The following is a 22,325-nucleotide window of genomic DNA, read 5'->3' on the forward strand; positions in this document are numbered from 1 at the left end:
TGCCCTCGGCTCATTATCCTTCCTTGTATGCTGATGCTTTTTTTATTTTTTTGACAAAATCGTGACTGAACTACTCTACCGACTTCAGCGCTTCAATCATATGAATCCGCTTGAGCTTGATGTGCATGAAAGCCATTACGATGCCTGAGAATAGTATGGTCAGCAAGGCTGCATAGATGTAGCTCTGCCACTTGATGAGCGGAGCGAACATGGTGGCATCCAGCTCGGCAGTCGACAGGACGAACCGGTGCAGGATCACCCCCAGGGCACTGCCGGACAAGATACCGAGCAAGGTCAGCAGAATATTTTCCCGGTAAATATACAGAGTGACTTCCTTATCATAGAATCCGAGCACCTTAATCGTAGACAATTCGCGGACCCGCTCAGACACATTGATATTAGTCAGGTTGTACAGGACCACGAAGGCCAGCGCGGCAGCAGAGACAATCAGCACCACAATGACGATATCCATACTGTCCATAGTTTCCTCGAAGGCCTCTCCCACACCGCTGGAAAAGCTGACCAAGGCCACCTGCCCATTCGCAGTCAGCTTCTCCCCGAAGGCGCTCTCCCACCCTTTATCCTTGCCGCTGTAGTTCAATAATTGAGTATTATAGACCGGCTCCTTGCCGAACACCTCCGTGTAGTAAGCCGGGGTCATGTATACATAATGCAGCACATAGTTCTCGGTGACCGCCGCTACCTTGATCTGGAATGGCTCATTGTTGCTGTCCAGAAGCGTCAGCGTACCCCCGGGGTCCACATCATACAGCTTAGCCAGCTTCTCTGTAATGACCGCGCCCTCGTCACTCAGTACACGCGGCTTACCGGTGCTGCGGTCCTTAAGATTAACGAAAGACGCCAGTGCGGTTGTATCCGAGGGAACAAAGATCCGCACTTCCTGGTCGTTCACGCCTTTGGCCCGGGCGGTCACAGCCTCCTGCAGCACATTCAGCGTGCCTGTCACCGCAGTCTCCTGTTCAATCAGCTTCTTATAGGAAGCCTGATCTGCGGCGGCTGCATTATCATGCAGGGCTACCAGGGCACTGTATTTCATAATTCCGCCGAACTGCCGCTCGGCGATGCTGCCGATGGAATCCTTCAGTCCAAAGCCGGTCAGGATCAGCGCGGTACAGCCTGCCACCCCGATAACAGTCATGAACATCCGCTGCTTGTAGCGGAACAGATTGCGGGCTGTCACCTTTTGCACGAAGCTGAGCCGGGTCCACAGGAACTTGAAGCGCTCCAGCAGAATCCGCTGCCCGCTCTTGGGTGCCTTGGGCCGCATCAGCACAGACGCGTTGCTCCGCAGCTCCACCCGTGAAGCGACCATGGCCGTCATCGTTGTACAGATTAGCGCCACGACTATAGAAATAACGGCGTAAGAAGGGTAGAAGCTCTTGATCACATCCGGCAGGTTATAGAGAGAACTGTAAGCATTATAGATCAGGTCCGGGAAGAACGTGAAGCCGACCACCAGACCCGCGATGGATGCCGCTAGGCTGGCAAGTGTTCCGTACACCAGAAACTTGGTCATAATGTCCATAGCACCGTATCCGAGTGCCTTCAACGTCCCAATCTGGAGCCGCTGCTCCTCCACCATGCGGGTCATCGTGGTTAAGCTGACAAGTGCTGCAATCAGGAAAAAGAATACCGGGAAAGCCGACGCAATCGCGGACAGACGGTCCGCATTATCCTTGTATTCGGCGTATCCCGGGTTCATTGTGCGATCGGCCACATATACTTTAGGCAGCTCCGGCTGGCTCTGCGCCGCTGTCTGCTGTTGTTGCTGCGAGGCATCCGCTGCCTGCTGGCCCGCAGCCAGCTTGGCGGCCGCTTCCGCCTTCAGCTCCTCGAGACGCTGCGCCGGGTAATCCTTGAGCGCTTGCTCTGTCTCTGTGAGGTGGCGCTCAACCAACGTGTCATAGGCCGGAGTATAGGCCCTCTCCGCAGCCGTATCCTTGAAGCTGAGATAGGCCTCCGTATACACCGGAAGTGTGAAATCCTCTTCCGGGATGACGGCGAACGCATCGGCAGTCCCTTTGCCGATCCGGCTCGTTCCACGGTTCGCGGTCTCAATATATTGTGGGCTCTGCGCGAAGCCTACTACAGTATAGGTCTTGGTCCGGAAGCTCTGTTCAGGCGTCTCCCCGGCCTCGCCGCCGAAGATAATAGAATCGCCAAGCTTGAATTTCTCCTGTTCGCGCAGGTGTTCATCCAGTACAATCTCTCCAGAGGCTGCCGGGAGATGCCCGGTGGTGAGCTTGTAGCCGTTCAGTTCATTATTGTCCGCATACGAATAGACCTTGGCAATCAGCCCGCTGTCGCCAAGAAAGACATCGGAGCTGTATACAGGCTGAACTGTCTGCACCCCGGGTATCCCCCGAAGCTGCTCGATCCCTTGCTCTGACAGGCCGTAAGTGGACTGGACCCGCAGATCCATCAGCCGCAGATCCTTATAATACGTCGCTGCGGTGTCCAGCATATCCGGCCCGGCCGACTTGATCCCGGAGAAGAAGCTGACCCCCAGCATAATAATCGCAAAGATCGAGAGGAACCTCGCCTTGGTGCGGCCGATCTCCCGAAAAACATCCTTCCATAGTGCCCGTTTCTTCATCATTCCCGGCCCCTTACCATTCGATATCTTCCACGGATACCGGCGCTGGATTCTTCACCATTTTCCGTACCTTGGCGTTGTTGATCTCAATGACCCGGTCGGCCATCGGAGCAATCGCCAGGTTATGCGTGATCACAATCACCGTTGTGCCGGTGTCGCGGCAGGTATCCTGCAGCAGCTTAAGCACCTGCTTGCCGGTATTGTAATCGAGCGCACCGGTCGGCTCATCACAGAGCAGCAGCTTCGGCTGCTTCGCCAGCGCTCTGGCGATAGCCACGCGCTGCTGCTCCCCGCCCGAGAGCTGGGCCGGGAAGTTATTCAGCCGCGCGCCAAGGCCCACATCCTCCAGCACCTTCCGGGCATCGAGGGCCCGGGGCGAGATCTGCGAAGCCAGCTCGACATTCTCCAGAGTGGTCAGATTAGGGACCAGATTATAGAACTGAAACACGAAACCCACGTCATTACGGCGGTAGCCGGTCAATTCCTTGGCGCTATAACGTGCGATGTCAGTACCGTCCACAATGACCTGGCCTTCGTCGGCGGAATCCATCCCGCCCAGTATGTTAAGCACCGTTGATTTTCCCGCCCCGCTGGGCCCTACAATTACAGCAAATTCACCCTTCTCGATCTCGAACTCAATGCCGTCGTTGGCAACAATCAGGGTCTCCCCCATCTTATAGCGTTTATATTCGCCCTTCACCGTTACGAATGCCATGCCGTCTCCTCCTGTCTTCTCCACAAACCGCTAATGCACCAGAACTGGCAGATACGATTTCAATTCAATGACTCAAGTGTAGCACATGAACCCCCTATGATGGCAAAAGTGGGGTCACAGCAAAAAACCTCCTGACGGAGGTTCCTGCTCAAGCGTGTTGTTACTCATTCTTATTTATGGGGTCGGCATTCCGCCGTTGGCATTCAGGGTCTCACCGCTGACATAGCTTGATTCCTGGCTGGCCAGGAACACATAGGCCGGAGCCATCTCAGCCGGTTGGCCGGGGCGTCCCAGCGGGGTCTTAGCTCCGAAGTCCTTCAGGACTTCCTCCGGCTGTCCCCCGCTGATCTGAAGCGGAGTCCATACCGGTCCAGGGGCAACCACGTTCACCCGGATTCCCTTAGGGGCCACCTGCTGGGCAAAAGCTTTGCTGAAGGTATTAATGGCACTCTTCGTGGTGGCATAATCCAGCAGAATCTCTGAAGGCTCATAGGCCTGAATCGATGAGGTATTAATAATTGTACTCCCAGGCTTCATATGCTTCACCGCTGCCTTGCAGAGCCAGAACAGCGAGTAGACATTCGTCTTGAAGGTAGCATCGAACTGTTCTGTAGTCAGGTCGGCGATGTCTTTCACGAACTGCTGCTTGCCTGCAATGTTAGCCAGGATATCAATTCCGCCCAGCTCCTCTACGGCCTTGGCAATCAGCTGCTCGCAGTACTTCTCGTCCTTCAGATCGCCCGGCAGGGCCACCGCCTTGCGTCCGGCTTCCTCGATGAGCTTAACGACTTCCTTCGCATCAGCTTCTTCCTCCGGCAGATAGGCCAGCACCACATCGGCGCCTTCACGGGCATAAGCAATCGCTACCGCCCGTCCGATTCCGCTGTCCGCTCCCGTAATGACGGCCTTCCGTCCGGTGAGCTTCCCGCTGCCCTTGTAGGTGCCCGCTCCGTCATCGGGACGCGGGTGCATTTTCGTCTCTAAGCCCGGACTGGGCTGCTGCTGCTCGAATTCAGGCGTAGCCTTTTCATATTGCTGCACAGGATCTTGAATCTTATATTGATTACTCATGATAATATTCCTCCTCTGTTCGCTTCTGATTGTGTAGGCTTCTGACTCTTTCTATGTAACCAGCTTCCCTTTTTCTTAAACGAATTATGTATGCGCGCTATAACAAAACAATAGCCCCCTGCCAAAGAGCAAGGGGCCATAACTATAACATCAACGAATCAGAACTCTTCGTACACGGCCGGGTCCTGGTCCCACAGCGGTCCGGTGGACGGGAGTTCCGCAATCACCTTCATCTCCGCCTCCGACAGCTCGAAGCCGAAAATCTCCAGATTCTCCCGCTGATGCTCCTCCGACGCCGATCTTGGAATCGGAACCGCCCCCAGCTGCACATGCCAGCGCAGAACAATCTGTGAGACCGATTTGTCATGGGCTGCGGCGATCGCAATCAGCTGTTCATTCTTCAGCAGCTCCGTGCCGCGTCCCAGCGGGCTCCAGGATTCTGTGACGATTCCGTGCTGCTCATGATATGCGCGCTGCTCCGCCTGTTGATAGAAGGGATGCAGTTCAATCTGGTTCATAGCCGGTACCACCCCCGTTTCCTTGATCAGGCGGTCCAGATGCTCCGGCAAAAAGTTGCTGACGCCGATCGAACGGATCAGCCCTTTTGCCCGCGCATCGATCAGTGCCTGCCACGCCTCCACATACAGGTTCACCTTGGGATTCGGCCAGTGGATCAGATACAGGTCATAATAATCGAGTCCGGCCCGGTACAGCGATTCTTGAACAGTCTCGACCGCTTCATCATACTTGTGATGGCGTCCGGGCAGCTTGGATGTAATAAACAGCTGTTCTCTGGGTACCCCGCTCTGCCGTACCGCTTCCCCGACAACGCCTTCATTCTCATAGTTGAATGCCGAATCAATCAGACGATACCCCAAATCCAGGGCAGTCCTCAGATTCTGCACGCCCTTTGTACCTTTGATCCAGGCCGTTCCGTAGCCAATCGCAGGCACCTTCATTCCATCGTTCAGCAGTACTTCCGGAATATGATTCGTCATGTTCATGCGCCTCCTGTATTTAGATAGTAACAGCCCCAGCCGGAATCTTAACCAGCACCTGATACTGCTTACCCGGTTTCAGTTCCTTCAGAACACCATCTTTCACAAGCTGTCCGTCCAGATACACTTCGATTGCCGCTACGCTGGACTCACGCTTCATCTCAATCTGCAGCTCAGCGCCTCTGAAGCTGCGCTTCACGGTGGCCTCCTGCCAGCCGGAAGGAAGCTGCGGCTTCACCTGCAGCCCTTCCCGGTTCCCTTGCAGCCCGAACAATCCGTCGATCAGACAGCGGTATACCCAGGGAACGGTTCCGGTATTGAACAGATGGCTGGAGCGTCCGGCAGTCTGCGGGAATTGCTTATACGCGCCCCGGTAATAATTAGGAATGAACACCGGGAGCTGGCCCCGCCGGATGATATCCTCGATATCGGGCCCGGGGAGCATTTTACGCAGCAGACGGTACGCGTGGTCCTGCTCACCCACCGCATACAAGCCATAGATATAGAAGGCTGCGGCATGGTTATAGACTGCGCCGTTCTCGGCTGTCCCCGGATGCTTCTGGGTGACCCGGCCCACATCCTCGCGCATGGCGGTATAGGACGGGGCGAGCTTTTCCACTCCATACGGGGTCTCCAGCTGTTCATGGACCGACTTCATCAGCTTCGCCCGCTTCTCCTCATCGGCCGCACCGCTGAGCAGCGCCCAGCCCTGGGGATTAATGAAGATCCGGCCTTCCTTGTCGCTGCTGATTCCGAACACTACATTGTCATCAGTAATTCCCCGCGCATACCACTCGCCATCCCAGAAGTATTGATTGACGAGCGCATTGGTCTCCTCCGCCGCATGACGGAAGGTCTTGGCGATATCCGTACGGCCGCTCCGCTCACAAATATCCGCCCAGACCATACACGCATACGCGGTAGCGATGGTCAGCCAGCCGGACACGCCTTGCCCCCGGTACCCTACCATATTCATCGGGTCGCACCAGTCCCCCTGATTGATATAGTTCAGGCCGCGCTCATCCCGCTCATGCAGCAGCCACTGCACCGCCCGGTCGATATGCTCATGTACAGGTCCTGTCTCCAGGCCGCCCGCATACGATACTTCCTCATCCAGAATGCTGTAATCATCGGTCTCATCCAGATAGGTACTGAGGCAAATCGGCAGCCAGACACAATGGTCTGTATGCGGAACCTGATTGATATATTTCAGTTCAGCCGCTTCATGCAAAATAATGCCGTCCGGCATCGCTCCGCTGGCCTCCTGCTGGCTTAAGGCCGTCAGGAACGCTTCTCTTGCCGTCTGCGGCTTAAGATAGCTCATCCCCATATTATCCTGCAGATAATTCCGGGTCTGCGGGTCGGTCGTCAGGCGGTTGGTCTGCCCGTGATAGTACATCTGCCGGGGCAGCCAGTGGTTGACCAGATTGTCGAGGTCCGCATCCGGGGTGGAGATCTCAATGCTCCCTCTGCCTTCCGCAATGTACTGCGCATATTCCCGCTCGGCGCGCACGAATCCGTCCTCGCCTGCCGCATCGGTATCCAGGAACAGCTTCCGGCGGATCTCCGCAATCTCCTGCTCACTCCGGGCCGGGCCGAAGACGAAGCGGTATTCACGTTCTTCCCCCGCAGCCAGATCCAGACTGTATTGCAAAGCGGCGACCGGGGTCTCATAACGGGCTTCGCCTTGCGCCAGCCGTTCGCTCTTAAGCGCGGACGGCGAGCCGATTCCGCCTTCGCCCTCGAAGGCTTCCTGATTCACTTCCCAGGAGGCCGGGGCATGGTCGGCCAGCAGGAAGGTTTTGTCCTTCAGATGCCTGATTTTGTCGTAATCCTGATATTTCTGATAAGGTGTGACCGCTGTAGCCACGATTCCCTGCAAAGCTTCCTTATACTCGCCGGATTGATTCATCCATGACATGTAGCCGATGGTGAAGTAGGGATAGATGCTGATCCTCCGCCGCGCCGCAGACAGATTGGTCACCTTCACCCGCCACAGCTCCATCGGGTCATCCTTTGGCAGGCTTAGCGTCATCTCTATCGCGATTCCGTTCTTCTCGATGGTCCATACAATATTATGTTTACCCACCGCAAAAGTGTAATGATCCGGAGGGGTGCGGACAGGCTCATAAGGGGCAGAGAACAGCTCTCCGTTCTCCTCATCCTTGACATAGACGAAGCGGCCGGGGTGATGGGCATAATAAGGCTGCTCCGGCTGCATGAACGTCTTGGCCTCCAGATTCGGCGCATAGGAGTACTTGGCCGGCTCCGGCTGCATGAACTGGGCTACCGCATAGCCCCGGCAGTTCATATGAATCATCATCTGTTCATTCCACAGAAACCCCGAAGCCTTGGGGAGAATGGTGGGACTGGACAGCTCATAGTATTCGTTATCTTCAGATGCTCTTATCATACTAGTGCCTCTCTTTCCGGAATAAATATCCATCATTCTAGTAATCTTTATTCAAGAATACGCTCTCATAGGTTTGGGGGCAAGTCTGCGGGAAGAGATTCAATTTCATCGTTTTGGTTTTTATAGTAGAATAAACCCAAATAACTACCACTAGATGAGAGGTGCATCCTATGAAGCAATCATACATAGCCAGGCTTGAATTATTCGTAACTAACGCCCAGCAGATCAAACAGGAATTCCCTTGGCAAAATGCCTCCGTGAACCGGCTGGCCGCCTTGCTCTACGCCGTGGAAGACAAGATGGCCAATGTGGAAGCGATCCGCCTGTACCATGAGATGGTCAAGGATAACACCCGGGGCTTCTCGTCCTTCCGGGGAACCTCAGCCATCTGTATTGCTGCGCTGCTCTCCCTGTCTCCCCAGCCGCAGCAGCAGCTTGCAAATACGCTGGCTGTATATGACTTGCTCAAGGAACGCAAATTCCGGGCCTCCGACTACCTGGTCATTGCCGCCTATCAGATCGCTGCCCATACTCCGTACGATCAATATGCCGCAGCCATAGACCGCACCCAAGCGTTCTACGAGGGGATGCGGTCGAAGCACCGTTTCCTGACCGGACGGGACGACTATATCTTCGCTGCCATGCTCGGCCTCTCCGACATCCCTGTAGAGCAAGGGCTGGAGCAGTTGGAACAGCTCTATGTTACGCTGAAGCCCGAGTTCTTCTCCGGCAACAGTGTTCAGGCGCTGACACAGGTGCTGGTGCTGGGCGGCGGGGATCTTGCAAGCCGGGTGCTTAGCCTGCGTGAGGCGTTCCGGGCACGGGATATCCGGCTGGATAAGGAGTATACACTCTCGTCCCTTGGCATCCTGTCCCTGATCCCCTACGAACAGCAGCAGCTGGTAAGCGATGTCTCGGATACCTATGAGTTCCTGCGCCCGCAGAAGGGCTTCGGCGGCTGGTCGATCAACAAGCAGGAGCTGCTCCTGCTGTCTGCCGCACTCGTCTCCTATCAATATGTCGATGATGTCAGAAACGGCATCATTGAATCCACGCTGTCTACCAGCCTGACCAACATCATCATTGCCCAGCAGACAGCGATTGCTGTAGCTGCGGCCTCTGCTGCGGCGGCGGCAGCTTCGTCTTAGGAATTGACATACAAAAGGCTTCCGGAGCGTAGTTTGCTTCGGAAGCCTTTTTGATTGTAACTCTAAGCAGGGTCGTCACTGCGGTGAACATTTGGACTTACGGCCGCTGTTGTCTCCAAATTTCTTGATTTAGACCGCTGTTTGCGGTAGAAATCCGGAGACAAAGGCGGACGCTACCGCTCCTACAGTTCCAAATTTCCCCTCCGCTTCTTTTTGCTTTTTGTTAATTTGATTAGTTCAGAATTCCCAGCCCTACACTTCCTCCCCATCCCCGGGCATTCGGCGTCTGCCGATCCCAAACGCATAATACCCCGCCACAACAATAGCCAGGAACGACGCGCCGACGATCAGCGACAGATGGGTATCCGGGTTGAACCACATGCCGATGATCACCAGCGACAGGAAGATAATAATAATGTAGTTGCTGACCGGGAAAAAGCGGGACTTGAACGGATGGGTGGCCATCTCGCCTGCCCACCGCTCCCTGAATCTGAACTGGCTGAAGGCCAGGGCGAACCACGGAATCATTCCCGGAAGCACGCTGGCACTGTAAATATAGAGAAACAGCTTGGAGTCCGGTATCAGATAGTTGAACAGCACGCCGACCAGCAGCAGGGAGATCGTTGTAATAATACTGTTGCGGGGCACTCCGCTGGCCGAGACTCTGCCGAAGAACTTCGGAGCCTGTCCGTTCTGGGCAAGGGTGTAGAGCATTCTTCCCGCACTGTAGATCCCGCTGTTGCAGCCCGACATGGCCGCTGTCAGCACCACGAAGTTGATAATGCCTGCCGCAGCGACAATCCCTACCTTGGCGAAGGTCAACACGAACGGACTGCCGATTTCCCCGATCTCATTCCACGGATAGATGGTCACAATGATGAAGATGGCCCCCACGTAGAAGATCAGAATGCGCCAGATGATATTCTTGATCGCTTTTCGCAGCGTTTGCTTCGGATTCTCCGCTTCCCCTGCCGTAATCCCCACCAGCTCAATCCCCTGATAGGCCGCCGTGACAATGCAGAGCGCGAACAGGAAGCCCTTCAGTCCTCCGGCAAAAAAACCGCCATGACTATAGAGATTGGACAGTCCGAGCGGCTGCCCGCCATTCCCGAGACCGAAGAAAATCACCCCGGTACCGATCACCAGCATGACCACAATGGCAACCACCTTGATCATCGCAAACCAGAATTCAAACTCCCCGTATAGCTTCACCGCCGCCAGATTGGCTGCTGCAATGATGCCCACACCAATTAGCGCCGGAATCCACTGCGGGATATCCGGGAACCAGTACCCGACATAGATTCCAATTGCCGTAACCTCGGCCATGCCGACCGTCACCCATAGGAACCAATAGCTCCAAGCGGTCAGGAAGCCGGCCAGCGGGCTGATATATTTGTGGGCAAAAGTGGCGAACGAACCAGTCACCGGCTCCACCACCAGCATCTCCCCCATAATCCGCATCACAAAAAACATAATGATTCCTGCCAAAAGATACGCTAGCAGCACGGAAGGCCCCGCCCACTTAATCGTGCTTGCCGAGCCCATGAATAATCCCACGCCAATCGTGCCGCCCAGTGCGATCAGCTCGATATGCCGCGGCTTAAGTCCTCTGGTTAACTGTTTGGATTCCAAGCGTAATGCTCCCCCTCATATGTACATCTGTACACCTCACATGCACTCAACGCAAACTATCATAATATGCATCCATCATTGTAAGCTGTGATATACATTAACGCAATGCAGAATTACTCCATTACAAAGTTCAAGCTTTTGTAAAAAGAAATTAATCGTATCCCTATACATTTTGGTTCATAGTGTTATAATCACTTTGTTTATCACAAGACAACAGGAAACAGGTGATCAGATGTTTGAAATCAAATGGCTGTGGCAGAACCTGGAGGGCAACCGGGCGCGGTATATCGTGGCGCTCTGCCTCTCGGTCGTGGGCTCAAGTCTTACGATTGTGAACCCCTACATCAGCCAGCGCATTGTCGATACGTTCATTGCCGGTGACCACGCAGGAGCGAATCTTGCTACAGGACGCGGGCTGCTCATTGCGCTCTGCCTGGGCATGATCGGCTTCTCCCTGCTACGTACAGGGCTGGCATACTTCACGACCATGCAGTACGAAATTTCTTCACAGAATATGATGTACAATATCCGGATTTATCTGTACAACAAGATTCAGGGCCAGGACCGGGAATATTATGACCGCAACCGCACCGGGGACCTGATGACCAAAATGACGGGGGATCTGGATATGGTCCGCCACTCGATGGCGTGGATTTTCAAGACGATTATTGAATCGCTTACGATTTTTCTGGCAGCCGTCATTTATTTCCTCACGATTGATGTGAAGCTGACGCTGTGGATGCTGATCCTGTCACCGCCGATTTTTGTGGTGGCCTTTATCTTCGCCAAGAAAGTGCGCCCGATGTACATCGACCTGCGCGAGCGGCTGTCCCAGCTCAATACGACGACACAGGAGAATATCTCGGGGAACCGTGTGGTGAAGGCTTTTGCCCGTGAGGAGTTCGAGATTGCCAAGTTCACGGAGAAGAATGTCAACTACGCGGTGGCGAATAAAAAAGCAGCCCTCGTCTGGCTCGACTACTTCCCTTATCTGGAGACCTTCGCTCAAGGCTTCAACGTTGTGCTGATGCTGGCCGGCGGTTACTACGTCATGGAGGGGCGGATTACCTTCGGTGAGTTCACGGCGTTCTCCTCGCTGATCTGGGCCGTCTCGAATCCCATGCGCAATATCGGAATAATTATTAATGATATTCAGCGTTTCTTTGCCAGCTTATCCAAAATCGTCGATATCTATTACGCCCGTCCGGCAATTGCCAATGACCATAACCCGGTGGAGCGCCGCCGCTATGAGGGACGGATTGAATTCGACCATGTCCGGTTTAAATATGATAACGCTACCGTGCTTGATGATGTGAGCTTCACGATAGCCCCCGGGGAGACCATTGCGATCATGGGAGCCACCGGCTCCGGCAAAACCTCCCTGATCAATCTCATTCCACGCTTCTATGATGTGGCTGGCGGGCGAGTGCTGGTAGACGGCAGAGATGTCCGGGAGCTGGAGCTGGATGAGCTGCGGGGGAATATCGGGATGGCTACGCAGGATGTGCTGCTGTTCTCCGATACCATTGACGGCAACATCGCTTACGGCGATCCCGATCTGCCTGAGGAGGATGCGAAGGCTTACGCGGCTCTGGCCGCTGCCCATGATTTCATTGTCAAAATGCCTGAAGGCTACGATACCGTAGTGGGGGAACGCGGTGTCGGATTGTCCGGGGGTCAAAAGCAACGTATTGCGCTGGCCCGCGCCTTGGCGGTCCAACGTCCGATTCTGATTCTGGATGATACGACCTCTGCGGTCGATCTGGAGACGGAGGAGCATATTCAGCGCAGCCTGCGTGAGCTGGAGTATCCCTGCACGAAAATCATCATTGCGCAGAGGGTATCCACTACCGCCCAGGCTGACCGCATTCTGATTCTGGAGGGCGGGCGTTTGATTGAGGAAGGGACCCATGCCGAGCTGCTGGCGAAGCGGGGGTATTACTATGATGTATTCATGCTTCAGAACGAGGGTATTGGAAGGCAGGTGACCGAAAGTGGCCAGAAATAAATTCGATGTCGATGAGAATCTGGAATCGCCGTTCAATATCAAGCATTTCCGGCGGGCCATGGTCTATATCAGACGCAAGAAGAAGCCTATGCTTATCGCGTTCGCGCTTAGCGCATTGTCGGCGGCGATTGCCCTGTCGGCTCCGCTGATCATGCAGCATGTCGTGGATGTGACGATTCCGGCCAAAGACATGGGCGCACTGGCGGGCTGGTCCCTGCTGATGCTGGCAACCATCGTGGTCAGCGTCATTCTGGCTACGATCCGCTCGCGAATTATGACGAGCGTCGGACAGGATATTATCTTCGATATCCGCACCGACCTGTTCAAGCATCTACAGGAGCTGCCCTTCAAATATTATGACGACCGGCCGCAGGGTAAAATCCTGATCCGGGTCGTGAACTACGTCAACGGGGTCTCCGATGTGTTGTCGAACGGAATTATCAACTTCATCCTGGAAATCGTGAACCTGATCTTCATCGCGGTGTTCATGTTCGCCGTGGATGTGCGGCTCTCGTTCATCATTCTGGCCGGACTGCCGGTATTCCTCGGCGTCATGCTGCTGATCAAGACCCGGCAGCGCCGGGCCTGGCAGGCGGTATCGAACAAAAGCTCCAACCTGAATGCCTATCTGCAGGAGAGCATCAGCGGCATCGGCGTCACCCAGATGTTCTCGCGGGAGACGCGCAATGAAGGCATCTTCACCCGTCTGGCCGGCAACTTCCGCACGGCCTGGATGAAGGCGCTGCGTTACAACATTCTGATTCCGTTCAGTGTCGATAACCTGTCTACCATTGTTACGGCTATGATCTTCCTGGTCGGCCTGCTGACTCTGGACCCGCAGAACATGACGCTGGGCGTCATTCTCGCCATGAGCAGCTATGCGGCCCGCTTCTGGCAGCCGATCCTGAATCTATCGAACCTGTACAATAACTTCATTAATGCGGTGGCTTATCTGGAGCGGATCTTCGAGACGCTGGATGAGCCGGTAACGGTCAGCGATATCCCCGGTGCGAAGGCGCTCCCTCCGGTTCAGGGCCGGGTAACATTCGATGATGTCACCTTCGCCTACGATCCGGGCCTGAATATCCTGGAGAACATCTCCTTCGATGTCGCAGCGGGAGAGAGCGTGGCTCTGGTCGGTCCGACCGGTGCGGGCAAGACCACCGTCGTCAACCTGATCTCGCGCTTCTATAACCTGACTGGCGGACGCATTCTGATCGACGGGCAGGATATCTCGCAGATCACGCTGAAATCGCTGCGTAGCCAGATGGGGATCATGCTGCAGGACAGCTTCATTTTCTCGGGAACCATTCTGGATAATATCCGCTACGGCAGACCGGATGCGACAGAGGAAGAGGTTATCGCTGCCGCGAAGGCAGTCTGCGCGGACGACTTCATCCGCGAATTCGATCAGGGCTACCAGACCGAGGTGAACGAACGCGGCTCCAAGCTCTCCCAAGGGCAGCGGCAGCTGATCTCGTTCGCCAGAACGCTGCTGGCCAACCCGCGGATTCTCATCCTGGATGAGGCTACCTCCTCCATCGATGCACAGACCGAGCGTCTGCTCCAGAAGGGGCTGAACGAGCTATTGAAGGGACGCACCTCGTTCATCATCGCGCACCGCCTGTCTACGGTGAAGAACTGCGACCGGATCATGTATGTCTCGAACAAGGGCATTGCCGAGAGCGGCTCGCATGACGAGCTGATCGCCCGCCGCGGCCTGTACCACCGGCTGTATACGGCGCAGAAGATGGAAGCCTGATGTGCAGTGCAGGATAAGGCTTCGGCTAAAATAAGAAATCGCCAAAAACCGCAGCAAGGGTTCGCCCCTGTCTGCGGTTTTTGGCGTGCTTGGATGAACCATACAGCACATATTCAGTGAAGAACATGTCCGCATGCACGATCCGTTACCACCTAAGTCTGCTGGTTGCTGGCTTCATCAATTTGAGCAATTAAGCAGCACTCCTACTGCGATCCATGCGGACTGGAGAGCCGCTATTCCTGTAAATTGCACTATTTTGCGGGCCAGGCGGACTCACATGCACTTAACCAGTCGCTCTTGCCTCATTCTAATCACCAACTGGCCTTATAACGGCTTCTCAGTCCGCGGGCGAGTGGTAAAGCTGTCTTTTTCAAAAGATAAGAATTTATATGCTTCGCGCTATCATTATCCTTATCTTTCTCGCTGAAACGGTACCGTCCTTATAAAGGACGGCAATGCCGTTTCCACTTGCAAATTAAGGGCTTCATGGTCCGGTTGTAGAACCTTCATATACTCTTCCCTAAGCATGCTGTAGATCTCCAGATCGACCACTCCCTTGCCGGACCAGAGGGCTGCTTGCCGAAGCATCCCTTCCTTGACATATCCGTTCTTCAGCAGCACCTTCTTGGAAGGCTCATTATTCAGCATCACTTCCGCCTGAATTCTATTCACCTGAGCCTGCTGGAACAGGAATGCTGTCAGCAGCTCAACGGCTTTGGAGGCGAGGCCCTTCCCCCACTGGGCTTCCGCGAGGAAGTAGCCAATGGTGACCATATTGACCCTCTGATTGAAGTCACAGGCTTCAATAATCCCGAGCAGGTGCGTATCGTCTGCTGGGGCGAAGATGCCCCACTTGATCCGCGATCTTTTGCCATAATCCCGTTCATAATGACCGATCATGCTCTTGACTGTAGTCTTATTGTGCTTGGGGATAATCCCGCAATATTCGAACACATGGTCATTGCTGTAAATCTCGAACAGCCCGTCCAGATGCTCCTCCTCAATCTTGCCCAGTACCAGCTCCTCTGACCTTAAGACAGGGAACTGGTCAAACACTATCTCCATCTTCACCCGGGGCACTCCCTTCTCTGATCCTTAAGCGCTTGGCCTAATGGGGACGTACAAATCAACCATGCACTTGCCCTGCGGGTCCTGCGCAGGATCATTCAGACAGAATTCCAGACATGGCCGATCATCGGCTTCATAGCCGCTGCGAGGTAACCATACGCTGAACATAGTATCGTACGCAAGGACAAATCTATCTACCGTATCATAGTAGGAATACACCGCATACAGCCCGCCGGATAGAGTCTTGTATTCTACCTCCTTCCGGGGGGCTTCCCGTTCGAATCCCTCCGGGAGTGTAACACAAGCATCATAGCGGCAGGCAGACTCTTCCGTAAGTTCCCCGTCGTCCAGTGAGATTCCGATGAACTGCTGATTCACCGGATGGAACCCTTGCTGAGCTGCCCAGCGGCTTAGCTTGTCCCATGCGTGATATGTGTCCAGATACCTTCCAATATGCCGGACATAAGCGACCTCAACCTCTGCAATTTCTCGAATTTCTACCATACTGTCCCATGCCCTCCTTAACAGCGGATTACCTTCTGCTACATTGTAATCTGCCAGCGCGGCCGGCTCTGCCTGCTTATTGCTGAGGACTGACGGGAAATTGCTATGTTTCTGCCCGCTATTCCTGACACTGCTGGGCGTACAGCCGAAATGCCGTTTGAAATGAACGCCCAGCGCAGATACGGATTCGAACCCGCAATTCCCCGAGATTTCCAGAATGGTCAGGTTCGTCTCAGTCAGCAGCGCCCACGCCCGCTCAATGCGCTTCCTGGTTACGAAGGCCATGGGCGTTATGCCCGTGAAGGCTGTAAATATTCTGGTGAAATGATATTTGGAGAAATGGGAGACCTCCGCCAGCTGATCCAGCCGCAGCGGCTGGCTGCTGTGCTCTTCTATGTAGGCAATAACCTGCTTGATCCTCTCCCCATACTGCTCCTTCATCGCTGAATCCTCCGTCTCCTTCGTGTTACAATACTGTACAAATATTGTAAACTGGACAGACTGTTGTCACAACCCTGTGGTATAACCAGAGGAAAGGAGTGATTGTTATGGCAAGCTATGAATACTCGTCCCGTCAGGAGCTGATAGACACGATCCATAATCTGTACCTGCTCTTGGATGCCGAGTATGATGGAATTAACAATACATATAAGGATACGCGAATTCCCGAGGTGGACAAAACCCCGGGCGAGATCATCGCTTATCAGCTGGGTTGGCTGGAGTTGGTGCGGAGCTGGGAGAAGGATGAGCTGGCGGAACGAACAGTCCAGATGCCCGCTGCGGATTACAAGTGGAATCAGCTCGGCGGGTTGTATCAGTCCTTCTACAGCAAATATGCAGAGTATTCTTTGTCTGAGCTGCGTGAGCTCTTCCGGCAAGCCGAGCAGCAGTGGCTGGACTGGATTGGAACATTAACAGAGGAGGAGCTGTTCATCCAAGGCGCGCGTAAGTGGACCGGGACCAAGGAGAACTGGCCGATGGCCCGGTGGATTCACATTAACTCTGCTGCTCCGTTCAAGACCTTTCGGGGAAAGATTCGGAAGTGGAAAAAGCATTGTCCTGAAGGACTCACAGAATGAAATAGTGGCCGTATGACATAGTGACATAGCAGCTTAGCGTCCACTGCTTCGCAATCATTGCGTGCTGTCTGCCCTCCCGTCTGGCCCCTGCATCCCCCTCCTGCCGGGGCCTTCCCGGTTCATTCCCCTGCTGCCCTCCTTGAAGTTGGTGCCGCCGCCGTTCATGCCGGGGAACCCGCCGGGCCGGGAATTGAAGTCTGCACTGGTAATATTCTGAGCCGTGACTGCTTCGCAGGAAGTGAGCAGCAGCGAACAGCTAAGCATACTAATCATTAAGGTGATGTAATATTTCTTAGTCCGCATGATTAGACCTCCTTGTCCCGGTCAGTAATACATATAAGTCTTGAACACCCAAGTAGGATAAGACAAGCAGCAGCGGATACACAGGGTACAGATACCGGGACTTAATCTCCCAGAGCAGGTAGAACCCGATGAAGCCAAGAATCACCAGAAGGAGCGGGGTCTCCGCGAAGCGCTTAGCCCGCAGTACCCGGATTAACCGGATCAGAATGAAGACGTACATCAGGAAATTCTGGACATATAAGGCCCACAGCAAGCCGCTCCGATAGGCGGAATCGCCTTGAAATAACCTGCTTGCAGCTGTGGAATAGCTGTAATGGCCCATCACCATGCCGCCCCTCCCGCCAGTTGAGGAGGCTGCTTCATTTCCAATCCCGTAGCGTTCCATCTGATACGTCCCTTCCGTCCAGGTCCAGACCAGCTTTTTATAATACATTTCTGCAAGCCCGGTTAAGGTCGCACCGGAGAGCTTGCTGCGGAGGGACGCCTTGAACAATTCTACACTCTCCGCCTTATTATAGCCGGCCTCCTGTTGGTAGATATTATAGCTCTCCCGGTCATCCCAGAACCCTAGTGTCTCCAGATTAATCCCCATATTCAGCCACATGTACACTGGAGCAGAATTACTGGACGGCGATTCATCCACAATACCTGTTGCTTGAAGCGCCGTATTCTGAATCCAGGCAGGAAGAACCCACAGCAGCAAGGTTATGCCACAGGCAGCAATGACCTTCTTCACGCCAATCGCCCGCAGGTTGAGAAGCAGACTGAGAACAATGGCAATCAGGAAGATCATACCTATACTGCGGAAGTAGTTGCCGAGTGTCAGCAGTACTGCCGCGAACAGCATATCCTTCATGGATCTTCTGCGGATGAACCTGACTCCGAAGTAAAGCGCGCTGGTGAGCAGAGCCGTGGCAATTCCATCATTATAGATGAAGTTGCTCATGAACAAAGCCGGAACATAGGTCGCAGCCACAATCAGAAGGCCATAGTTTTTTTTGCGGGCTTGAGGGCTAAGCTCTTGGCAGAGCAGATAGATAACCAGCGTGGTGACGAGCGAGAAGAGAATATTGAAGCTTTTGATCACCAGATAATTGTCCGGGAACAGAAGCAGCAGCGTCTTCAGATACAGCACGAAGGAGAAATTGAACGGGAACATGTACAGGTATCCGCCTGACTGAAAGGAGGAATAGTCCTTGTCATAGAGCATGGCCCAGGCCAGGGACAGCACCGTCTGTGAATCATCTGTAGGCATACGGCTGAAAAGGAAAATAATCACGAGCTGCAGGATACCCGACAACAGCAGAACGGCAGGAATAACCTTCGCCCGGCTATAACCTTCAAGCTTCCGGGAGAGTCTGTACAGCACAAAGCCCAGTACCAGAACAACTACAATCCATAGCAGGAACACAAGCGGCTGCTGCCCTTCCAGCACCGCCCGGTCTCCATACACGGAATAATTATATTTTGCCCGGAACAAGAAGGATGAAGCGATGAACAGCCCAATGAAGAAGGCGAGGATGAGTGTTACGATTTGCTGGATTCTTTTTACCATGATACCCTCCTGACCGGCAGCGTCCGGCGAGTCTTTCGCATGTGCCTTAATCCATATACGGAGTATACATAGTGAATCTGAATGTAAGTTGAAAGGATGCTGCCTGAGCATAAAAAAACCTCCGTGTCCTCTCCAGCCGCCGCATCCATAGATGCGCTCATGCCGGAAAAGCTTCCCGAAGGCTTGCTGCTTAAACTATTCTGTTCCTGTTGTTGAATACGTACGGCTGAATCACTTGCCAGCTACAGCCCGAACCACACGAAAACCCTGGTCATTTCCCCGGCTGCTCGGCTCGTATTGCCCCCGGAAGGATACCTCTGTGTTGTTCACTCCGCCGATCCAGCCGCCGCCCTTCACCAGCCGGACCGAGCCGGTCTTGCTATTCGAATCCCCTTCTCCGTACCAGTTCCAGCACCATTCCCTTACATTCCCTGACATATCGTACAGTCCCAGCTCATTGGGCTGCTTGAGGCCGGTATTTCTCGGCTGGCTATGATTGTTCTCAATCGCAGGCCAGTTCCAGTCCCCGGTCAGGAATTGGTCGCCGGAATTCCGCCAGTACCAGGCTACCTCCTCCGGGTTATCGCTTCCGCTATACGGGTTGCTTGTGCTCATCCGGCCTCCGCCTGCTGCATATTCCCACTCGGCTTCTGTCGGCAGACGGTAACCGTCCGCCCCTTCATTCACCGTTACAGTCCATTTCATGAAATCCCGGTCACTTGTATTATTCGGATCGACCGTGTTCTTGTCTATATTATAATAGGGAGCCAAGCCTTCCTTCACACTCCGCTCATTGCAGTACTCCACGGCATCATACCAGGTTACACTCTCTACCGGCAGCTTATCTCCTTTGAACTGCGAGGGGTTATTCTTCATCACTTCCAGCCATTCTTGCTGGGTGACCTCATATTTACCGATGTAGAAGTCCGGGAGGACCATCTCTGTCCCGTAATAATTGGATTTCGTATCCTTAAAAGCACCGCCTTCCACCCGCACTAAACGCTCATCCGTGGCAGGCTTCTCCTGCGAGCAGGCACTGGCTATAACCGCGATTGCCATGCACAGAATCAGAATCATTAATGGTTTTCTCATGAATACCTCTCCTTTGAGCAGATGGGCAAGGTACAGGACCTAAGCACAGTTCAGTGTGTGAAAATGATAAGGCCGGCAGCTTGTACACCCGGCCGGCCTTAGCCTGTTAATGGTTAGCTGAGCTTACGCCACTGCCGGAACGGCAAGGTGCCGGTCAGCTTGTCCATTACCACACGGTTACGTTGGAGCTGCCGCTGCTCTGATATCCTTCGGTAGCCAGTACCTGATATGACCAGCTGCTTCCCAGATACATCGATTTGCTCTGCCAGGCGTTCACGTGGTTGCTGAACGTAATCTGGACATTGCTGCCGATAGGCCGTTTGGATTGTCTTACACTCCAGTACTGCGGGAACGTAGCATTTCCGTCAATGGAAGGAGCGTTGTAACGCATCGTACGATAGATATCATAAGTACCGCCATCACTGTTCACCGTGCCTTTGTAATCGCCGGTAGGTCTGTAAGTTCCCCAGTTGTCTACCACGTAATATTCAATAAGGGCATTCCGGGTCCATCCGTATAAGGTCAGGTAGCCGTTGCCGGAAGGCGAGAAGACTCCCGCGTTATAATTCACCACCCGGTTCGGGGAACCATAGGTCCAGCCTTTACCTACTACAAAGTTCCCGGTATTGTACCAGTTCACACTGTAATTCCCGCCACTTCCGTTCACCGCATTCACGGTTCCTCCGCCATCGGTCCAGTTCTGCCAATAATCTGTTGCGCCTGCAGTCGCTGCGAACGCACTGAAGCTCAGTGCCGCTGTCATTAATACCGTCAGAAGTTTCTTTTTCATTGTAAATTAATACCTCCCGATTATAATGGTGTTTGCTTGCAGCTTGCTTCTCTCCGTAGAATATAACTTATCCTGATGGTTATCCCATATATTTACTTGTCCTCCTTTCGAGATGATTATATCTAGTAAGCGTTTACATTTCTCTCTACAAACTAAAGATTAACCCCCAATTTTTATTGATATTATGAAATTATTGGGTCTAATCGACGGGATCTTTGCTCTCGCGGGAAGCAAGTGGCGGAAATTCGGGAAATTTCGGCAGCGGCGGACTAACATTGGCTCCTTCAGCCCACCAAAGAGATGGGTCCCTTTCTTCCACCTCGTCCCGCCTTCAATATCCGCCCAACGCCAAAAAGCCGCCCCCGGAACGGGACAGCTCAACACTCAGCTATAGCTCACTTGTCACTACTGTCACTATTCATCCATCGCTACATTCTCACCGTTCGCCTGCAGCCGCTTAGCCCATCCGAATAACGGCCTTGACCACATCCTCCTTATTGTTGATCACGTAATCAAACGCTTGCTGCGTCTCCTCGAAGCCAAATTCGTGGGTGACGATGCCCTTGACGTCAATCTTGCCGTCCGCGATGGCTCCGATGGCCGCCGGATACAGGTTGCGGTACCGGAAGACCGACTTGATGTCGGCTTCCTTGAACATAATCTGCATGAAGTCGAAGTCGATGATATCCTTGGCGGCCAGGCCGACCAGGACGATGGTTCCGCCTCTTTTGACCAGATAAGGGGTCTGCTTCACCGTATGCTCGCTGCCTGCCGTCTCGATGACCTTATCCACGCCCGCGCCGTCGGTCCATGCCGCAACCGCCTCCAGCACGTCCTCCTGTCTGGCGTTAATCACCCGCGTAGCCCCTAGCCTCATCGCCGCCTCCAACCGCTTCTCAATGATGTCCACCACTACAATCTCCGTAGCCCCGTATGCCTTGCAGGCCAGCAAAGTGACCAGCCCGATGCAGCCCGCTCCCAGAATCACCACACGGTCCCCCAGCTTAACGCTGCCCTGTGCCGCGGCATGGAGTCCCACCGCCAGCGGTTCCACCAGCGCCCCCTCCTTCGAAGACACATTATCCGGCAGCTTGAAGGCCATGTTCTCGGGGTAAGCGATATAATCCATCAGACAGCCATGATACGGCGGCGTAGCCAGGAACTGTACATCCGGACACAAATTATACTTGCCGCTCTTGCAGAACTCACATTGTCCGCAGGTCACACCAGGCTCCAGGGCCACCCGGTCCCCCACCTTCAGATGCTTCACGCCAGGGCCAAGCTCCACCACTTCTCCGGCGCATTCATGCCCCAGAATGAAATCTCCGTTCACCACGAAATCGCCGATCCGGCCATGCTCCAGGTAATGCACATCCGAGCCGCAGATGCCGACAACCTCCAGCTTCACAATGACCTCGCCCGCTTGGGCTACAGGCATGCCGATTTCCTTCATTGCCATTTGCTTCAGATCTGTCATATAACAAGCTCTGTTCTTCATCCATTTCTCCTCCTCAGGGACATTAGGTACTCTCAGTATAATAATACACTTTTATAAAACTATTTAAATAAG

Annotated in this window: 17 protein-coding genes; 4 read left to right on the forward strand and 13 right to left on the reverse strand. The window is 54.0% G+C overall.

The genetic code is table 11. The features are described from left to right. Nucleotides 1-70: 70 nt before the first annotated feature. From C173_RS26230 to C173_RS26250, 5 genes are all read right to left on the reverse strand, one after another. The gene (locus C173_RS26230) at nucleotides 71-2,617 is read right to left on the reverse strand and encodes an ABC transporter permease (RefSeq protein WP_200869592.1); all 2,547 of its coding nucleotides are present in this window, start codon (nucleotides 2,615-2,617) and stop codon (nucleotides 71-73) included. Nucleotides 2,618-2,630: 13 nt separating this feature from the next. Beyond that, a complete protein-coding gene (locus C173_RS26235) occupies nucleotides 2,631-3,332 on the reverse strand; it encodes an ABC transporter ATP-binding protein (protein ID WP_036730659.1) in 702 nt (233 codons plus the stop codon). 174 nt (nucleotides 3,333-3,506) lie between these two features. Beyond that, nucleotides 3,507-4,403 carry an SDR family oxidoreductase gene (locus tag C173_RS26240; RefSeq protein ID WP_036730661.1) on the reverse strand — a complete coding sequence of 299 codons (897 nt, stop codon included), beginning with the start codon at nucleotides 4,401-4,403 and terminating at the stop codon, nucleotides 3,507-3,509. 158 nt (nucleotides 4,404-4,561) lie between these two features. Beyond that, nucleotides 4,562-5,401 (reverse strand): aldo/keto reductase, encoded by an 840-nt coding sequence (locus C173_RS26245; RefSeq protein WP_036730663.1) that lies wholly within the window; start codon nucleotides 5,399-5,401, stop codon nucleotides 4,562-4,564. Between the two features lie 19 nt (nucleotides 5,402-5,420). Further along, nucleotides 5,421-7,814 carry a GH36-type glycosyl hydrolase domain-containing protein gene (locus tag C173_RS26250; RefSeq protein WP_036730665.1) on the reverse strand — a complete coding sequence of 798 codons (2,394 nt, stop codon included), beginning with the start codon at nucleotides 7,812-7,814 and terminating at the stop codon, nucleotides 5,421-5,423. A gap of 170 nt (nucleotides 7,815-7,984) precedes the next feature. Here C173_RS26250 and C173_RS26255 point away from each other — a divergent pair, with 170 nt between their 5' ends. Continuing rightward, nucleotides 7,985-8,962, forward strand: a complete 978-nt coding sequence (locus C173_RS26255) for a DUF4003 family protein (RefSeq protein WP_036730667.1) — start codon at nucleotides 7,985-7,987, stop codon at nucleotides 8,960-8,962. Nucleotides 8,963-9,214: 252 nt separating this feature from the next. Here C173_RS26255 and C173_RS26260 read toward each other — a convergent pair whose 3' ends face one another. Beyond that, the gene (locus C173_RS26260; RefSeq protein ID WP_036730669.1) at nucleotides 9,215-10,594 is read right to left on the reverse strand and encodes an amino acid permease; all 1,380 of its coding nucleotides are present in this window, start codon (nucleotides 10,592-10,594) and stop codon (nucleotides 9,215-9,217) included. 232 nt (nucleotides 10,595-10,826) lie between these two features. Here C173_RS26260 and C173_RS26265 point away from each other — a divergent pair, with 232 nt between their 5' ends. After that, nucleotides 10,827-12,602 carry an ABC transporter ATP-binding protein gene (locus tag C173_RS26265; protein WP_036730671.1) on the forward strand — a complete coding sequence of 592 codons (1,776 nt, stop codon included), beginning with the start codon at nucleotides 10,827-10,829 and terminating at the stop codon, nucleotides 12,600-12,602. Continuing rightward, nucleotides 12,589-14,364 carry an ABC transporter ATP-binding protein gene (locus C173_RS26270; RefSeq protein WP_036730682.1) on the forward strand — a complete coding sequence of 592 codons (1,776 nt, stop codon included), beginning with the start codon at nucleotides 12,589-12,591 and terminating at the stop codon, nucleotides 14,362-14,364. The genes C173_RS26265 and C173_RS26270 overlap by 14 nt, the downstream gene beginning before the upstream one ends. A gap of 411 nt (nucleotides 14,365-14,775) precedes the next feature. Here C173_RS26270 and C173_RS26275 read toward each other — a convergent pair whose 3' ends face one another. Further along, the gene (locus tag C173_RS26275) at nucleotides 14,776-15,429 is read right to left on the reverse strand and encodes a GNAT family N-acetyltransferase (RefSeq protein WP_442792676.1); all 654 of its coding nucleotides are present in this window, start codon (nucleotides 15,427-15,429) and stop codon (nucleotides 14,776-14,778) included. 30 nt (nucleotides 15,430-15,459) lie between these two features. Further along, the gene (locus C173_RS26280; RefSeq protein ID WP_036730686.1) at nucleotides 15,460-16,377 is read right to left on the reverse strand and encodes an AraC family transcriptional regulator; all 918 of its coding nucleotides are present in this window, start codon (nucleotides 16,375-16,377) and stop codon (nucleotides 15,460-15,462) included. A 107-nt stretch (nucleotides 16,378-16,484) separates the two neighbouring features. On the opposite strand from C173_RS26280, the gene C173_RS26285 reads away from it, so the two are divergent. Then, nucleotides 16,485-17,015 carry a ClbS/DfsB family four-helix bundle protein gene (locus tag C173_RS26285; RefSeq protein ID WP_036730689.1) on the forward strand — a complete coding sequence of 177 codons (531 nt, stop codon included), beginning with the start codon at nucleotides 16,485-16,487 and terminating at the stop codon, nucleotides 17,013-17,015. A 54-nt stretch (nucleotides 17,016-17,069) separates the two neighbouring features. Here the strand turns inward: C173_RS26285 and C173_RS26290 are convergent, their stop codons facing one another. The 5 genes from C173_RS26290 to C173_RS26310 all read right to left on the reverse strand — a co-directional run bounded on the left by C173_RS26290 (nucleotide 17,070) and on the right by C173_RS26310 (nucleotide 22,253). After that, on the reverse strand, nucleotides 17,070-17,318 hold the full coding sequence (locus tag C173_RS26290) for a hypothetical protein (RefSeq protein WP_036730691.1): 249 nt from the start codon (nucleotides 17,316-17,318) through the stop codon (nucleotides 17,070-17,072). Continuing rightward, nucleotides 17,308-18,873 (reverse strand): glycosyltransferase family 39 protein, encoded by a 1,566-nt coding sequence (locus tag C173_RS26295; protein ID WP_036730694.1) that lies wholly within the window; start codon nucleotides 18,871-18,873, stop codon nucleotides 17,308-17,310. Before C173_RS26295 ends, C173_RS26290 begins: the two co-directional genes overlap by 11 nt. Before the next feature lie 231 nt (nucleotides 18,874-19,104). Next, nucleotides 19,105-19,965, reverse strand: a complete 861-nt coding sequence (locus tag C173_RS26300; protein ID WP_036730697.1) for a formylglycine-generating enzyme family protein — start codon at nucleotides 19,963-19,965, stop codon at nucleotides 19,105-19,107. Between the two features lie 166 nt (nucleotides 19,966-20,131). Further along, entirely contained in the window at nucleotides 20,132-20,755 is a 624-nt protein-coding gene (locus C173_RS26305; RefSeq protein ID WP_036730699.1) for a glycoside hydrolase family 11 protein, read from the reverse strand. A gap of 457 nt (nucleotides 20,756-21,212) precedes the next feature. Next, nucleotides 21,213-22,253, reverse strand: a complete 1,041-nt coding sequence (locus C173_RS26310) for an NAD(P)-dependent alcohol dehydrogenase (RefSeq protein ID WP_036730702.1) — start codon at nucleotides 22,251-22,253, stop codon at nucleotides 21,213-21,215. Nucleotides 22,254-22,325 lie beyond the last annotated feature (72 nt).

The sequence above is a fragment of the Paenibacillus sp. FSL R7-277 genome (genome assembly GCF_000517965.1).
In the GTDB taxonomy this organism is placed as follows: Bacteria; Bacillota; Bacilli; order Paenibacillales; family Paenibacillaceae; genus Paenibacillus_AQ; species Paenibacillus_AQ silagei.

What these genes read in the sequence shown, in the direction of transcription:
- C173_RS26230 (WP_200869592.1), bottom strand. Translation starts at nt 2,617, where the DNA reads ATGAAGAAACGGGCACTATGGAAGGATGTTTTTCGGGAGATCGGCCGC.
- C173_RS26240 (WP_036730661.1), bottom strand. Translation starts at nt 4,403, where the DNA reads ATGAGTAATCAATATAAGATTCAAGATCCTGTGCAGCAATATGAAAAG.
- C173_RS26250 (WP_036730665.1), bottom strand. Translation starts at nt 7,814, where the DNA reads ATGATAAGAGCATCTGAAGATAACGAATACTATGAGCTGTCCAGTCCC.
- C173_RS26255 (WP_036730667.1), top strand. Translation starts at nt 7,985, where the DNA reads ATGAAGCAATCATACATAGCCAGGCTTGAATTATTCGTAACTAACGCC.
- C173_RS26275 (WP_442792676.1), bottom strand. Translation starts at nt 15,429, where the DNA reads ATGGAGATAGTGTTTGACCAGTTCCCTGTCTTAAGGTCAGAGGAGCTG.
- C173_RS26305 (WP_036730699.1), bottom strand. Translation starts at nt 20,755, where the DNA reads ATGAAAAAGAAACTTCTGACGGTATTAATGACAGCGGCACTGAGCTTC.
- C173_RS26290 (WP_036730691.1), bottom strand. Translation starts at nt 17,318, where the DNA reads ATGCGGACTAAGAAATATTACATCACCTTAATGATTAGTATGCTTAGC.
- C173_RS26285 (WP_036730689.1), top strand. Translation starts at nt 16,485, where the DNA reads ATGGCAAGCTATGAATACTCGTCCCGTCAGGAGCTGATAGACACGATC.
- C173_RS26245 (WP_036730663.1), bottom strand. Translation starts at nt 5,401, where the DNA reads ATGACGAATCATATTCCGGAAGTACTGCTGAACGATGGAATGAAGGTG.
- C173_RS26280 (WP_036730686.1), bottom strand. Translation starts at nt 16,377, where the DNA reads ATGAAGGAGCAGTATGGGGAGAGGATCAAGCAGGTTATTGCCTACATA.
- C173_RS26300 (WP_036730697.1), bottom strand. Translation starts at nt 19,965, where the DNA reads ATGAGAAAACCATTAATGATTCTGATTCTGTGCATGGCAATCGCGGTT.
- C173_RS26265 (WP_036730671.1), top strand. Translation starts at nt 10,827, where the DNA reads ATGTTTGAAATCAAATGGCTGTGGCAGAACCTGGAGGGCAACCGGGCG.
- C173_RS26235 (WP_036730659.1), bottom strand. Translation starts at nt 3,332, where the DNA reads ATGGCATTCGTAACGGTGAAGGGCGAATATAAACGCTATAAGATGGGG.
- C173_RS26295 (WP_036730694.1), bottom strand. Translation starts at nt 18,873, where the DNA reads ATGGTAAAAAGAATCCAGCAAATCGTAACACTCATCCTCGCCTTCTTC.
- C173_RS26310 (WP_036730702.1), bottom strand. Translation starts at nt 22,253, where the DNA reads ATGAAGAACAGAGCTTGTTATATGACAGATCTGAAGCAAATGGCAATG.